The following is a 12401-nucleotide window of genomic DNA, read 5'->3' on the forward strand; positions in this document are numbered from 1 at the left end:
GGGGCTAAGTCATAGCATGATCATCTTACTTTCCCCTGCGAAGTCGCTCGATTATTCATCGGAATTCCCTGCTACGGAGTCTAGTTTGCCGCGTTTGATTGACGATTCTGAGGAATTGGTGCAGCGCCTGCGCCAGCTGAGCGAGGCGGAGCTTGGTTCTTTAATGTCGATTAGCGACAAGTTAGCAACGCTGAATGTTGAGCGCTATGTGCAGTGGGAGCGTGATTTTACCCAAGAGAATAGCCGCCCAGCTTTGTTTGCATTTACGGGGGATGTGTACCAAGGGATTGATTTTGCTTCATGGTCTGCCGAGGAGTTTGATGCTGCGCAGCAAAGTATTCGCATCCTTTCGGGCTTGTATGGTGTGCTTCGCCCTTTGGATGCGATGCAGCCGTATCGATTGGAGATGGGAACGAAGCTTGAGAATGCTCGGGGAAAGAACCTTTACGAGTTCTGGGGCAATAAGGTTACTGAGCTTTTGAATCAAGATTTAGAAAATAGTGGCTCATCACTGGTGGTGAATTTAGCTTCGAACGAGTACTTCAAGTCGGTGAAGAAGAAGTCTTTGAATGGTGAACTTGTGAGCCCCGTATTCAAGGATGAGAAGAACGGAACATACAAGGTGATTTCCTTTTACGCCAAAAAGGCTCGGGGTATGATGGCTGATTATATTGTGCGTCATGGAATCACCGAGGTGGCACAGTTGAAAGGTTTCAATACCGCGGGCTATTACTACGATGAGGCGAGCTCCAAGCCCGATGCTCCAGTCTTCTTGAGAGACGAGCAGTAGAATTGTCTTTAAAAGAAAAGGCCCTGAATCGCGAGATGTGATTCAGGGCCTTTTGCGTGATTAGAAAGGTTGAACAATTTTATTTCGCAATAGCGGCTAACACAGCCTTCTGTGCGTGGAGGCGGTTCTCTGCCTGCTGAAAAATCGTATCGGCGTGAAGCTCGAGTATGTCCTCGGTGATTTCCTTGTCGCGGTAGGCTGGTAGACAATGCAGAACAATGTGATCCTCCTTGGCGTTCTTGAGCAGTTCGGCATTGACTTGGTAGGCACCAAATAAAGCTTCCTTTTCAGATTGCCCTTCTTGTCCCATGGACAACCAAACATCGGTGTTGATGATGTCAGCATCTTGCATGGCGGCTACAGGGTCAGACGTTAAACTCACATTGGGCGCATCCACTAGGTTCATCCACTCCGTGGGGGGGAGGCACGCTTCTGGTGCGGCGACCACGAGTTCGAAACCGAGGTACTTGGCCGCCCAGATCCACGAGCACGACATGTTGTTGTCGCCATCACCGATGAAGACCACCTTCTTACCCACCCAGGTACCGAGCTTTTCTTTCACGGTGAGGAGGTCGGCAAGGATCTGGCATGGATGTTCCTCGTCGGTGAGCGCGTTGATGGTTGGAATGTTGGAGTATGTGGCGAAGTCATCGACATCTTGTTGGGCAAAGGTGCGGATGATGCATCCATGCACCATGCGGCCCAGCACGCGGGCGGTATCTTTGATCGGCTCTCCGCGACCTAGCTGGATGTCATTGGAAGACAGGAACATGATGGAGCCCCCGAGTTCGCGCACGCCGACTTCAAACGAGACGCGTGTGCGAGTGGAGGACTTGGTGAAAATCATGGCCCATGTTTGATTTGCCAGTGGTTTTGGGTGGGCACCGGATCCTCGGCTCGCTTTGAGTGCAGCTGCCGAATCGATAAGTTGTTCAAGTTTTGATGCGTTTAGCTCTTCGATGGAGAGTAGATGTTGCATGGATACAGGAAGTATAGGAAAACACTGGCTTCGCCTAGCACAAAGCGCCATCAATGGCCCAAAACTAGCTCCTTTAAGAGCGCATCCACACTAGGAATAGTTGATATTTATCCGAATTGGGTTGATTATTCAGGTGCGCAAGTCTAGCACTGAGCCCAATCACACATAGATATTATGGCAGACAGAGAAGACAAAAATCCTGAAAACCTCGAAGGTACCTTTTACGTAGATAGCCAGTGCATTGACTGCGACCTTTGTCGTGAAACTGCACCAAACAATTTCACCCGCGAAGAAGACGAAGGGTATTCCTACGTATACAAGCAGCCAGAAAATGAGGAAGAACGCGAGCAGTGCGTCGAAGCCATGGAAGGTTGCCCTGTAGAGGCGATTGGTGACGATGGCGAAGAATAATCCATCTTCTCAAAGCAACAAAAAACAACTCCCGCACACGATGAAGTGGCTGCGGGAGATGACGCTGCGGCAGTGGCGTCATGGAGATCCGGTGCTGGATCCCAACCGCAATGTCCACATCGCCTCCGAGCATGTGGATAGTATTTTAAAGAAGGTAGGCGTCCATGGTGGGCTCGATGAACAGCGGCTACGTCAGGCGTGGCAGACTGTCGCCGGGGACTTTGTGGCCAAGCATGCTGAGCCTGAATCGTTCCGCAATGGGGTGCTTGTGTTGAAGGTGGTGCAGCCATCGATGCGCTTTCACTTGGAGCAATTGAAAGGTAAAATGCTCAACAACTTTCACCGCGAGTTAGGTAAAGGGGTGGTGAAACAGATCCGTTTTAAAATCGGTTAATCTCTGAGCCAAACGAGTGCAATGAGGACAGAGGAAATAAGCCAAGATACGCCTAGCGACTGGTCGTGGATATTCGATTGGTCTGGCACCCTAGTGGATGATCTTGCCTTGGTGGTGAGCGCGACGAACTATGTGATGCGACATTATGGAAAGCCGGAGTGGGAGCGTGAAGCGTTCCGCCGTAGCTTTCGACTGCCTTACAATGAATTCTATGAAGAATGTCTTGAGGGAGTTGATTTAAGCGAGCTAGAGACTCATTTTCGGCTTGGCTTTGACCTCTCTGATGACCCGGTACCAGCCCTGCCGCATGCACGCGAATTTTTAGAGTTCTTGCGTGGTCACGGTTGTCAGATGTACGTGCTCACCAGCATGTCGACCCTTGACTTCCACCAGCAAGCAAGAGATCTCCAGCTCGACCAGTATTTTAGCAAAACGTATTCAGGTGTGCTCGATAAGCGCGATGTCATCAGCTCCATTGTGTCTGATCATGGTATCGATTCCAGCCGCTGCGTTTTCGTAGGTGACATGACGCATGATGTGGAGACTGCGCATCATGGAGGGATCTTGTCTGCTGGAGTGCTGACTGGCTACAACCACAGAGCCGTGCTAGAGTCTGTGGATCCCAGCTACTTGGTGAATGATCTTCTGGAATTCCGCCAGGCCCTTGAACAAGTGAGCAACTGGAGCCAGCTATTTCAACACAATCCAACCCAGACCGAATCATGAAAGACACGATCATTGTGAAAGGACTCAGAGTGCCACTCTATCTTGGCGTGCCCGATGAGGAGCGAGCTCAACAGCAGGTGATTCATCTCAATCTTGAAATGATTCCTGCACGTGGCTTTTCGGAGCTCGATGAAGATATTGATCAGGCGCTTAATTACTACGAAGTGAGTCAGCGGGTGAAAGCAGTGGCGGCTGATAAGCCTAGGAAGTTGATTGAGACGCTAGCTGAAGAAGTTTGCGCTACCTTACTCGAGGAATTTGAGATCCAGCAGATCACTCTAGAGATCGAGAAGTTCATCATGCCCGATACTGAATTTGTTGGTTTGCGGATACAGCGAAGCAACTAGTGTGGCTTAGAAAATCGCGTCCGCTTCGATCGTTTGAAAGGCACCGGTACTGAGGTCGCCGAGCTCGATTTTACCAATACGGGTTCGGTGCAGGCTAGTGACTTGGTTTCCTACGGCATGGAACATGCGCTTAATTTGGTGGTAGCGCCCTTCGTGTAGGGTGACTTCGACCCTGCGCTCGTTGAGCTGGGTGAAAGTAACGGGCTGGGTGGTGTGATCTTCGTAGGCTAGGTAAATACCATTGGCGAAGATCTCGTGGTAGCGCTCCTCAATGGGGTCTCTTAGACCGACCTCGTAGACTTTAGCAACGTTTTGCTCCGGCTCTGTGAGTTGTTTTGACCATCGCCCATCATTGGTGAGCAGCAGCAGGCCGGTGGAGGCACGATCGAGCCTTCCGGCGATGTGGAGTTCATGGGCGTAGGGGGTGTCAATCAAGTCGATGGCAGTTTTAAACTCTGGGTCCTTGGTGGCGCTGAGGATGCCGGCCGGCTTGTGCATCATGAGGTAATGCGCTTGATGCTCCTGTAGAGTTTCCGATCCACAGGTGATGGTGTCGAAGCGGTCTACTCTCAGGAGTGGGTCCCTTACGATGTGCTTGTTCACGCGAACCTCGCAATTCTCGATGAGCGCTCTGGAGCGCTTTTTGCCGAGGCGCGTGTGGTGTGAGATAAAGCGATCGAGCCTCATGGTTTTCTAGAATCGGTATTGCATCGATCCAGTTGAGCGCGAATTGGTGCTGCCGCTGGTGCTTCGTGTGGGGGTGCCAGCGCTTGGGTAGCGTCCGTAGCTGGGGTCGCCGGTAGCCGTGGCAGCACCTAGCAAACCCGTCACGGCTGCACCAGTAGCGGCTCCAGACCAGCCTCCCATTAAGCCTCCAACGCCTGCTCCTGCGAGGGAACCTTTGGTAGCTCGGGCGGTTTGTTCAGGTGTGCTACAGGAAATGAGGTTGAGTGCCAGACACAGAATGCCGGAGTGACGTAGCAAGGGGGCCTTGAGTAATGAAACACGCATCGGAGGTGACCTCTAGTGGGTAAGTTGTAGTTGTTGCAGTTGCTCCAGCGAGACCGAAGAATGTCCTGCGGGTAGTACGCGCTTGAAGGTAGCGCGCAGCTCCTCCTTCAAGGCTTGGTACTTTTTGACGTCTTTGAACGAGATGTGACCCTTTTGTGCGCGGTCGATGAGTGGGTATTCTCTCGCGGCCATTTCTTTGTCTTTGGCGTGTTGGAGGAATTCTTCACGCGATACTTTTCCGTCATGGTTGAGGTCGTATTCCTTGAAGAGGCTGAGCATCACGGCATGGGTGAACTCGGATTCTGTGAGCTTGCCATCGCCATTGCCGTCAAATTGTTTGAATAGGCGCTGCTGGGTGTCATTCGCCAGAGTGACGCCACTGAGTAGCACACTCAGGAGAGTTGTATGGAGTATGGCTGAGCGGATCTGCATGCTCAGAATTAAGGCATAGCTGCGCAGATCCAGCCATTCTAAACTTAGGCAATGTTGCTTCATGGTGACTTGGATTCGTGTGCTTGGAATCAAGATGGGCTTGCAATCTGCTGCACTTCGACTATCGACTTCTTGCGTTGAGAAACTTACAGACAGCACCAATCTGGACAGCAGAAGAGCTGGGTCATCCGATCCCGCCCGACCGTCATGCGATTTCTGTTTGCCTGCCGACCTGGGAGTCAGTCATCGACTATGAAGAAGGCCGCGACAAGGTGATGAAGAAGCTGAGAGCTGGTTACCCACGGTTCTTTAAGCACCCACTGATTGAGCGCCTCTTTGCTGCTGCAGCAAAGGAATTGGCGGTTGAAAGCGAGCGTGTGATTGTGCTTCCACACCGTGCGGCTGCTCAACGAGCCATCAAGTACATCGAAAAGCGTGCTGGTGTGGCAGCTCGCGTGGTTAGCTACGATGGGCTGCAGGCGGTGATCGTGCCGGACACTGCATATGCGGTGGCGATGGAGTATTGGAGATTTTCAGGTGAGGTGGTGACGAGCCGCCAAGCTCAGGATGTGTTGGAGGGCGATGGCCTCTGGGAATATGATAGTACCGAGCTTCGCCAGCGCCTGGCCGGCTTTGGAGACTACCGGCCGGACTCGGTGTTTCTCTACGAAAGTGGAATGTCAGCAGTGTATGCTGTGCACCGTGCGATCAGTTCCTTGCATGCTGGAAAGAAGACACTTCAGCTGGATTTTCCCTATGTGGATGTGCTGAAGGTGCAAAACCATTTTGGTGTGGGAACGGTGATGTTGCACGATTGCTGCGGTGAGCCATTTGATGAAGCGATTAGCCGCATCCGCACTGGCGAGTTTGCTGCAGTGTTCTGTGAGGTGCCCAGCAACCCATTATTGCGTACCGTAGATCTAGAGGCAGTATCTTTGGCATGCCGTGAAGGAGGAGTCCCACTCGTGGTCGATGATACCATCGCCAGTGTCTACAATGTGAACGTGGCAAAGTATGCGGATATCATCACCACGTCATTGAGTAAATGGATCTCTGGTAAAGGGGACGTGATGGCCGGCTGTGTGCAGGTCGTTGAACAGTCACCTTATTTTGAGAATCTGCGCGAGCATCTCAGCGACGATTGTCCAGATCAATGCAGGCTCTATGCAGCAGATGCGGCTGTGCTGGACGAGAACTCTAGAGGCTTTCTCGAGCGCATCGCTCCAGTGAATGATAATGCTGAAGCCTTGGTGGAGATGTTGCTATCCCATCCATTGGTAGATCAAGTTTGGTATCCGAGTATCCATGACCAAGAGAACTATCAAAAAGTGCAGCGCGATGGCCGTGGCTATGGAGGCTTGATCTCATTCACTTTGAAGAATGAAAAGCATTCAGCGAAGTTTTTCGATGAGTTGCAGCTGTCTAAGGGACCCAGTTTGGGTAATGAGTTTAGCCTCGTGTGTCCTTACACGATCTTGGCGCACTACGATGAACTCGATTGGGCGGAAGCCTGTGGCGTGCCAGCGCACCTGATCCGCATTTCAGTGGGGGCGGAAGATCGAGAGGTGTTGCTCGGTGCATTCCGTAAGGCATTTGAAGTGATTCAAAAATAATCCCTAGGGTGATGGCAATACGTGTTGTTTGATATCCCCGGGTATTCCCTTGTCAGCATCTATCGCCTCGTTATAGTGCCAGTCATCCGTGAGTGAGCGTGCATCAATTCCCAAACAAAAACCGATAGGCACGGTGCCGATGCCCGCCTTGTTGTGTGCGATGACTGGCTTGATTGCGGCCATGGGATTATCGTTATTTGGCTGGATGGAATCCATTCACCAGGGGCTCGAATCGGCAGTGATGGCTGACCCCATCGCAGTTTCTGAACCCTGGATCATCCCGATTGAGGTGCAGTGGGGGCTGAGTTTGGTCGCTAGTATTTTGACCAGTATGTTCACGTTGATGAGCTCTGGTCTACTCAGGCGTGCCTTTGTGCTGTTAATGGCGCTCATTTCTCTAGTTGGCTTCTCGATGTCCTGCGTTCTTTGGAATGTCCTTTGGCTGGCACATCTGGAGCTTGTTTCAGTGGTCTGGGCTTGGGTCTGTTCTGCGGTGTACGCTGCCCAGCACAAGATGCCTTGCGATGATGTGCAGGTGGTGCTGCGCAAGGAACGGGTGCAGCTCGATGTGAATATTTAATGATCTAAACGATGGCACAGATTGATTACCCAGAGCCGATTCGCGCGCTTATCGATGAGTTGAAACGCATGCCCAGTGTGGGGCCACGCAGTGCCGAACGCATTGCTGTGTGGATGATCCAGCATAAGAAGCGCAATCCTCTTGAGCTAGCCTCAGCGCTTGAGCGTGCTGAGGATGAGGTGATTTTGTGCCCGACTTGTGGTTTTTTTGCTCGCGATGGAGGCTGTGATATTTGCGATGACCACCATCGCGTGCCTCAGCTTTTTTGTGTGGTCGAACAAGCTACGGATGTGCTCCCAATCGAGCGCAGCGGTGCCTTTCAGGGGTACTATCATTGTCTGGGAGGGAAGCTTTCTCCGTTGGATAATATTGGCCCAGCAGACCTCAAGATTGGTGAACTACAGCGACGCGTGCGGGGGGCAATCGAACACCACGACAGCGATGAAACCGTGGAGGTTATCTTGGCGCTGAGCTCTGATGTGGAAGGTGAGGCGACGTCTAATTACCTAGCCGAGATGCTGCGTGACCTTGATTGTCGTGTCACGCGTATCGCTCAAGGGCTTCCTGCTGGAGGTGGGCTGGAACACGCTGATGAGCTCACACTCATGCGAGCTCTACAGGGGCGTCGCTAGGCAAATAAGTCGCTGATGACTTGGCCCTTGCGGCTGGCCATTCTGAATGGGCGCTTACTGTCCGATTGAATCACGCGTTCGAAGTCGAGTCCCATGGCGTGGCCAATGGTGGCATTGAAATCGCCGGCATTGACGGGAGTGCTGGTGACATTAGAAGCTGTTTCATCGGTGCTGCCGTAGCAGAATCCACCTTTGATACCGCCGCCAGCCATGAGGGTGGTGAAGGCCTTGGGGTAGTGGTCGCGGCCGCCATCATTGGAGACTCGTGGGGTGCGCCCAAACTCGGTAGCTAAGACGACGAGAGTCGAGTCCAAGAGCCCATTGGCCTCTAGGTCGATCAGCAATGCTGAGAGAGCTCGATCGAGGATGGGGAGCATCTCTTCAGCCTTGCCAAAGTTATCAAGGTGCCAGTCAAATCCGCCATATTCTACTTCTACTGAGCGCACACCTTTCTCAACCAATCTTTTGGCCAATAGGCAACCTTTGGCAAATTTAGAACCACCATATAGCTTCTTCGTGGCCTCAGACTCTTTTGAAATGTCAAAGGCTTCGAGGTCTTTGCTCTCCATCAACTTGACGGCGGAGTTGTAGACCTCGCCATAAGAACGCACAAGCTTGTGGCCTCCGTGGAAGCGTTCATCAAACTCGCGATCCAGCATCTGCTGGATTTCTCGTTGTTTATCGAATGCCGCCGCACTGGTGTGTTTGGGGCGTTTTGAAAACTGGAGGCCTTTACTCGGGTCGCCGATGGGTAGTGGTTGGTATTCTGATGAAAGAAAGCCGGCCCCGGGATGGCCATTACCGCAATTGACCGTGACGAAGGGTGGTAAGGTGTCGTTGAGAGGTTCGCTAAGTCGATTCACCCATGCTCCTGCAGTGGGGTGGACGATCGAGGCACGCTGCGCATAACCGGTGCGCATGAAGTACTTCCCTTGTTCGTGGGCACCCTGGGTAGTATTCATTGAACGGATCAGTGCTAGCTTGTCGGCTTGCTTGGCGAGCTCTGGGAGGTAATGGCCGAATTGAATCCCGTCTACATTGGTGCTGATGGCACTGGTGGCGCCCATGATGCGTTCTTCAGCAGCTGGCTTCGGGTCAAAGGTGTCAATGTGCGACATCCCACCATTCATGAATAAGTAGATGATGTGTTTTGCCTTGCCTCCTCCTGCGACTTTGGCCGCGGTACGAGCGGCAGCGCTAGCCTGTGGGCTGAAAAGCGTGGCCATTGAGCTGCCCAGGGAGACGCCAAAGCAGGTTTTAGCTGTGTGGGCGAGGAATCTTCTGCGATCGAGTTCAGACATGGTTCTTGGAGCTTATTGAATGAATAGAAAACGTTTCGAGTTGAGCATGGCTTTGCCGAGGAGCTCGGCATCCTTGCGGTTGCGATGTAAGTCACTAAATCGTTTGCGTTCTTCAGGGGTGGGGTAAGCATTGTAGATCGTGAGGAAGAGCGTGTTGAGGCGGTCTTCTGCTTTTCCAGATTTTCTCATATTTTTGGCAAGAACGCCGGTGGTAATGGTGTTGTGAACCTGGTAGCCGTTCAGCAAGACGAGAGCTTGTGGGATGGTGGCGTCGGTGTTCTGCGCATTGGTGGTCTTGCGGTCTGATGCGCCGAATTGGCGATTGATGCTACCTGGGTAAAAGGGGGTATTCATTTCGGAAGCTCGCATCCGTTTCTTAGCTTTGGCTTTGAGGTTGTAGTTATTCGAAGTCATTTTCATTTCCATCGATTCAGCTTCCATTGCCATGCGTTTGACTTCTTTTATTTCTTTATAGACAGCATTGAGTTCGCGTTGCTTTTTGTTGGCTTTCATCTGTTGGCCATCGGCGGCGAGCTTATTCTTTTCTGTCCGCAATTGGGTGGCTTTACGTTGGAGCTCCTTTGTGGCTTCCTCCACGGCGTCGGTTTTTTCATCGAGCTCGATGAGCTGTCTCGGTGAGGCGGTGAGCATGAAGTTGACTTCACTCTGGAATTCCTCCCACTTCACTTGCTTCTGTTCATTGACCTGGTCGTCTACGTTGCCAAATTCAATGGTCAGCATGGAGTCGTAGAACTGCGCTGCAGACATTCTTTTGAGCACCATGCCGCGGAAGTCGTAGCTCTCGCCACCACTGAGTTCCTGATTGTAAGCTTCGCGCTGAAAGAGAGCCGTGTGGAACATGACCCGAAGAATCTCCCGGGTGTTGTAGTCTGAGGCATGTGCAATCTGCTCCAAGGTGTCGAGTACCTCTGGGTGCGAAATTTTGGTGCGGTCGGTCCAGTTATCCAGCGGTTCAACGAGGCCATATCCGAAGGCGTGCTTCCAGAGTCGATTGATAAAGACGCGGGTGAATAGCGGGTTGCCACGGTCTGTGACCCAAGCTGCAAATTGGTCGAGCGATGTGGCGTCTGCTTTATCGTGCGCGAGTGGTACTTTTCCAAATAGCACATGCGGGGTGACCTCAGAATTGGGCTCCGCGTCATTGTACTGGTAGTTGTGTGGGAGCTTCATGGTAAGCTTCTCATTCAGGCTGATTGAGCTGCGGTGGTAGTTTTTGAAGATCGACATGATGTCTTTGGTCATCTGTCGTTTGCGTTTGTGTAGCAGGCGTTTTGCTTGCTTAGGCGTTATGTCGTCAACATTGGTCATATGTTGTTCGATCTGATACTCCACGGCGCTGCGTACTTGATCGTTTACCCGCTGGCTTGAGTATTGGAGCGGAGCTGCAAAGGCTGCTAGCTGGTAATATTCTTTCTGCGTGGTGTCTTCGAATGGGTGATCATGGCACTGAGCACAACCGATTTGAGTGCCTAGGAATACCTTTGCGGTGTTGGAGACATTGTCCAAGAGCATTCCTCGATCGCGCAAGTAGTAGCCGACTGCTGGCTCATCTGCACAGTGGCCAGTAGCGGTCAGCATCTCGTAAACCATCTGGTCATAGGGCTTGTCTTCACGGATTGATTCTTTGAGCCAAAGCTCCCAGCCTAACCCGGATTGGCCACTCGAGTTCTCCAGACGCAGTAGGTCAGCGTAAAAGTTGAGCAAGTGTGAATTGAAGCCAGGCGATTGGACCAAGAGGTCAACCAATTGCTCACGCTTTGCTGGATCTTTGCTATCTAAAAATGTCTTGGATTCTTCTAGTGTTGGAATCCTGCCTATAATGTTCAAATAAGCTCTGCGAAGAAAGGTTGCATCATCGGCAATGGGTAGGGCTTCGACTCCCTCTTTCTCATTACCGCTGGTGATGATGTAGTCGATTTCTTTGCTGGCGTTTTCCACCATTGCTTTCGGCAAGGGCTCTGCATTGACGTACACACTGAGACCTATGGCACTTAGTGGGATGGCTAAAATACGTGGGAACATGTAAGGTGAGTTAGGGTTTTTTCACGTAGGGGTACGTGTCTTATTTACCTTCAACCCACTAGAATCAGATAGTTGCAACTATTTTGCTCAATAACGGTACCGTTAACCTAGTGAATTGAATGAGATCCACTATGAGCAAGAATTTACAAAACGCCAAGCAAGGAATTTTCTATCAGTTATTCATAACCAATAGATTAAAGTGTTAGATGACTTTGCCCATATGGTCACCTACCTTGGCGTAGAGTTCGATTTGCTCTGCGCTATGCTTGAGAAGGTCATCGTCGAGCTGGACTTTACCAGCTTGGAAAATGGTGATGGTGGATGAACCGCCGAAAGCAAAATACCCTTTTTCATCGCCCTGAGCGACTGGGCTACCGGGGGTGAAGGTTTGGTGGATCGAGCCGACACAAGTGGCACCAATTTCAAGAATGAGCACAGTGCCTAGCTTTTCCGTTTCGACGACGGTGCAGGTGCGCTTATTCTCCCACATGTAGCCAAGGTTTTGCCTCAGTGCGAGAGGGGATACGGAGAATAAGGGTCCGTTGATCATGCGTGTTTCACCCGGGGTGCCGGCGCAGGGGAAATGATAGCGATGGTAGTCGACGGGGCAAAGTCGTGAGAGAACGAGGCTGCCACCTTTAAATTTTTGATAGAGAGCATCGTCATGGATCAGAGCTCTGAGGTCCCAACGTTGGCCTTTGATAAAGACTCCTGCGACATCTTCTGCGTGTTCGAAGCCTAGGTGTCTGCCATCGGCTGGGAATACGAGATCGCTATCGGCGATCGGGCGAGCTTCCGGTTTGAGCTTGCGAAAGAAGAAGTCATTGAAGTGTCGGTAAGAATCCGTCGCTTCAAGGAATTCATCGGGATTCATTTGATATTGTTCGATGAATGGCGCGATTTTTGCGCGAGTTTTTGGGTCATTCATGCGACGGCCATACCAAGAGGAAAAGAGGGGGCGCTTGACGAAGGCGTGCAACGCAATTTTACCAAGTGGGTTTCCATAGGCCCACTTTAGAAATCCTTCACCGTAAATTCTTTCGGTCTCAAGTTCTTTTGTGTAGCGGTTATAGAAGCGAACAGGTTGCACGAAGCGGAGTCTGTGTGAAAGAAGATGAAAAGCAACTCAGTAATAGTCTTAA

The 12401-nt window shown here is 51.5% G+C and carries 16 protein-coding genes; 8 read left to right on the forward strand and 8 right to left on the reverse strand.

Translation table 11 applies throughout. The annotated features are described in order from the left end of the window. Positions 1-16 precede the first annotated feature (16 nt). Complete coding sequence (gene yaaA / locus F454_RS0105530) at positions 17-790, forward strand: peroxide stress protein YaaA (protein ID WP_018969638.1); 774 nt, start codon at positions 17-19, stop codon at positions 788-790. A gap of 79 nt (positions 791-869) precedes the next feature. On the opposite strand, the gene argF is transcribed toward yaaA, so the two are convergent. After that, positions 870-1769 carry an ornithine carbamoyltransferase gene (argF, locus tag F454_RS0105535; RefSeq protein ID WP_018969639.1) on the reverse strand — a complete coding sequence of 300 codons (900 nt, stop codon included), beginning with the start codon at positions 1767-1769 and terminating at the stop codon, positions 870-872. 174 nt (positions 1770-1943) lie between these two features. Between argF and F454_RS0105540 the strand changes: the two genes are divergently transcribed. From F454_RS0105540 to F454_RS0105555, 4 genes are read left to right on the forward strand one after another with little or no spacing between them, the layout of a single operon-like run. Next, on the forward strand, positions 1944-2180 hold the full coding sequence (locus F454_RS0105540; protein ID WP_018969640.1) for a ferredoxin: 237 nt from the start codon (positions 1944-1946) through the stop codon (positions 2178-2180). Further along, the gene (locus tag F454_RS14300) at positions 2167-2574 is read left to right on the forward strand and encodes a DciA family protein (protein ID WP_018969641.1); all 408 of its coding nucleotides are present in this window, start codon (positions 2167-2169) and stop codon (positions 2572-2574) included. Before F454_RS0105540 ends, F454_RS14300 begins: the two co-directional genes overlap by 14 nt. 21 nt (positions 2575-2595) lie before the next feature. Next, on the forward strand, positions 2596-3300 hold the full coding sequence (locus F454_RS14305; RefSeq protein ID WP_083912901.1) for an HAD family hydrolase: 705 nt from the start codon (positions 2596-2598) through the stop codon (positions 3298-3300). Then, positions 3297-3647, forward strand: coding sequence for a dihydroneopterin aldolase (locus F454_RS0105555; RefSeq protein ID WP_018969643.1), 351 nt, complete (start codon positions 3297-3299; stop codon positions 3645-3647). Before F454_RS14305 ends, F454_RS0105555 begins: the two co-directional genes overlap by 4 nt. A 6-nt stretch (positions 3648-3653) precedes the next feature. Here the strand turns inward: F454_RS0105555 and F454_RS0105560 are convergent, their stop codons facing one another. The 3 genes from F454_RS0105560 to F454_RS14310 are packed head-to-tail and all read right to left on the reverse strand — an operon-like array spanning position 3654 to position 5183. After that, positions 3654-4334 (reverse strand): pseudouridine synthase, encoded by a 681-nt coding sequence (locus F454_RS0105560; protein ID WP_018969644.1) that lies wholly within the window; start codon positions 4332-4334, stop codon positions 3654-3656. Positions 4335-4340: 6 nt separating this feature from the next. Then, positions 4341-4658, reverse strand: coding sequence for a hypothetical protein (locus F454_RS15620; RefSeq protein ID WP_018969645.1), 318 nt, complete (start codon positions 4656-4658; stop codon positions 4341-4343). A 12-nt stretch (positions 4659-4670) separates the two neighbouring features. Further along, positions 4671-5183, reverse strand: a complete 513-nt coding sequence (locus F454_RS14310; RefSeq protein ID WP_156817151.1) for an EF-hand domain-containing protein — start codon at positions 5181-5183, stop codon at positions 4671-4673. A 44-nt stretch (positions 5184-5227) separates the two neighbouring features. On the opposite strand from F454_RS14310, the gene F454_RS0105575 reads away from it, so the two are divergent. After that, complete coding sequence (locus F454_RS0105575) at positions 5228-6703, forward strand: PLP-dependent transferase (RefSeq protein ID WP_018969647.1); 1476 nt, start codon at positions 5228-5230, stop codon at positions 6701-6703. Positions 6704-6706: 3 nt separating this feature from the next. Here the strand turns inward: F454_RS0105575 and F454_RS0105580 are convergent, their stop codons facing one another. After that, positions 6707-6886 (reverse strand): hypothetical protein, encoded by a 180-nt coding sequence (locus F454_RS0105580; protein ID WP_018969648.1) that lies wholly within the window; start codon positions 6884-6886, stop codon positions 6707-6709. Here F454_RS0105580 and F454_RS0105585 point away from each other — a divergent pair. Together F454_RS0105585 and recR are read left to right on the forward strand one after the other, a co-directional pair. Further along, positions 6885-7283 carry a hypothetical protein gene (locus F454_RS0105585; protein WP_018969649.1) on the forward strand — a complete coding sequence of 133 codons (399 nt, stop codon included), beginning with the start codon at positions 6885-6887 and terminating at the stop codon, positions 7281-7283. The two genes, F454_RS0105580 and F454_RS0105585, sit on opposite strands and share 2 nt — an antisense overlap. Positions 7284-7294: 11 nt before the next feature. Continuing rightward, positions 7295-7915, forward strand: a complete 621-nt coding sequence (gene recR, locus F454_RS0105590; protein ID WP_018969650.1) for a recombination mediator RecR — start codon at positions 7295-7297, stop codon at positions 7913-7915. Here recR and F454_RS0105595 read toward each other — a convergent pair. From F454_RS0105595 to F454_RS0105605, 3 genes are all read right to left on the reverse strand, one after another. Next, on the reverse strand, positions 7912-9216 hold the full coding sequence (locus tag F454_RS0105595; RefSeq protein WP_018969651.1) for a DUF1501 domain-containing protein: 1305 nt from the start codon (positions 9214-9216) through the stop codon (positions 7912-7914). The two genes, recR and F454_RS0105595, sit on opposite strands and share 4 nt — an antisense overlap. Before the next feature lie 12 nt (positions 9217-9228). Continuing rightward, the gene (locus F454_RS0105600) at positions 9229-11259 is read right to left on the reverse strand and encodes a DUF1549 domain-containing protein (protein WP_018969652.1); all 2031 of its coding nucleotides are present in this window, start codon (positions 11257-11259) and stop codon (positions 9229-9231) included. Positions 11260-11461: 202 nt separating this feature from the next. Then, positions 11462-12349 carry a phosphatidylserine decarboxylase gene (locus tag F454_RS0105605; RefSeq protein WP_018969653.1) on the reverse strand — a complete coding sequence of 296 codons (888 nt, stop codon included), beginning with the start codon at positions 12347-12349 and terminating at the stop codon, positions 11462-11464. Between the last annotated feature and the right edge of the window lie 52 nt (positions 12350-12401).

Source organism: Rubritalea marina DSM 17716 (assembly GCF_000378105.1).
In the GTDB taxonomy this organism is placed as follows: domain Bacteria; phylum Verrucomicrobiota; class Verrucomicrobiia; order Verrucomicrobiales; family Akkermansiaceae; genus Rubritalea; species Rubritalea marina.

What these genes read in the sequence shown, in the direction of transcription:
- F454_RS0105580 (WP_018969648.1), bottom strand. Translation starts at nt 6,886, where the DNA reads ATGGCCGCAATCAAGCCAGTCATCGCACACAACAAGGCGGGCATCGGC.
- F454_RS0105600 (WP_018969652.1), bottom strand. Translation starts at nt 11,259, where the DNA reads ATGTTCCCACGTATTTTAGCCATCCCACTAAGTGCCATAGGTCTCAGT.
- F454_RS0105595 (WP_018969651.1), bottom strand. Translation starts at nt 9,216, where the DNA reads ATGTCTGAACTCGATCGCAGAAGATTCCTCGCCCACACAGCTAAAACC.
- F454_RS0105585 (WP_018969649.1), top strand. Translation starts at nt 6,885, where the DNA reads ATGGGATTATCGTTATTTGGCTGGATGGAATCCATTCACCAGGGGCTC.
- argF (WP_018969639.1), bottom strand. Translation starts at nt 1,769, where the DNA reads ATGCAACATCTACTCTCCATCGAAGAGCTAAACGCATCAAAACTTGAA.
- F454_RS0105540 (WP_018969640.1), top strand. Translation starts at nt 1,944, where the DNA reads ATGGCAGACAGAGAAGACAAAAATCCTGAAAACCTCGAAGGTACCTTT.
- F454_RS14305 (WP_083912901.1), top strand. Translation starts at nt 2,596, where the DNA reads ATGAGGACAGAGGAAATAAGCCAAGATACGCCTAGCGACTGGTCGTGG.
- recR (WP_018969650.1), top strand. Translation starts at nt 7,295, where the DNA reads ATGGCACAGATTGATTACCCAGAGCCGATTCGCGCGCTTATCGATGAG.
- yaaA (WP_018969638.1), top strand. Translation starts at nt 17, where the DNA reads ATGATCATCTTACTTTCCCCTGCGAAGTCGCTCGATTATTCATCGGAA.
- F454_RS14300 (WP_018969641.1), top strand. Translation starts at nt 2,167, where the DNA reads ATGGCGAAGAATAATCCATCTTCTCAAAGCAACAAAAAACAACTCCCG.
- F454_RS0105560 (WP_018969644.1), bottom strand. Translation starts at nt 4,334, where the DNA reads ATGAGGCTCGATCGCTTTATCTCACACCACACGCGCCTCGGCAAAAAG.
- F454_RS15620 (WP_018969645.1), bottom strand. Translation starts at nt 4,658, where the DNA reads ATGCGTGTTTCATTACTCAAGGCCCCCTTGCTACGTCACTCCGGCATT.
- F454_RS0105555 (WP_018969643.1), top strand. Translation starts at nt 3,297, where the DNA reads ATGAAAGACACGATCATTGTGAAAGGACTCAGAGTGCCACTCTATCTT.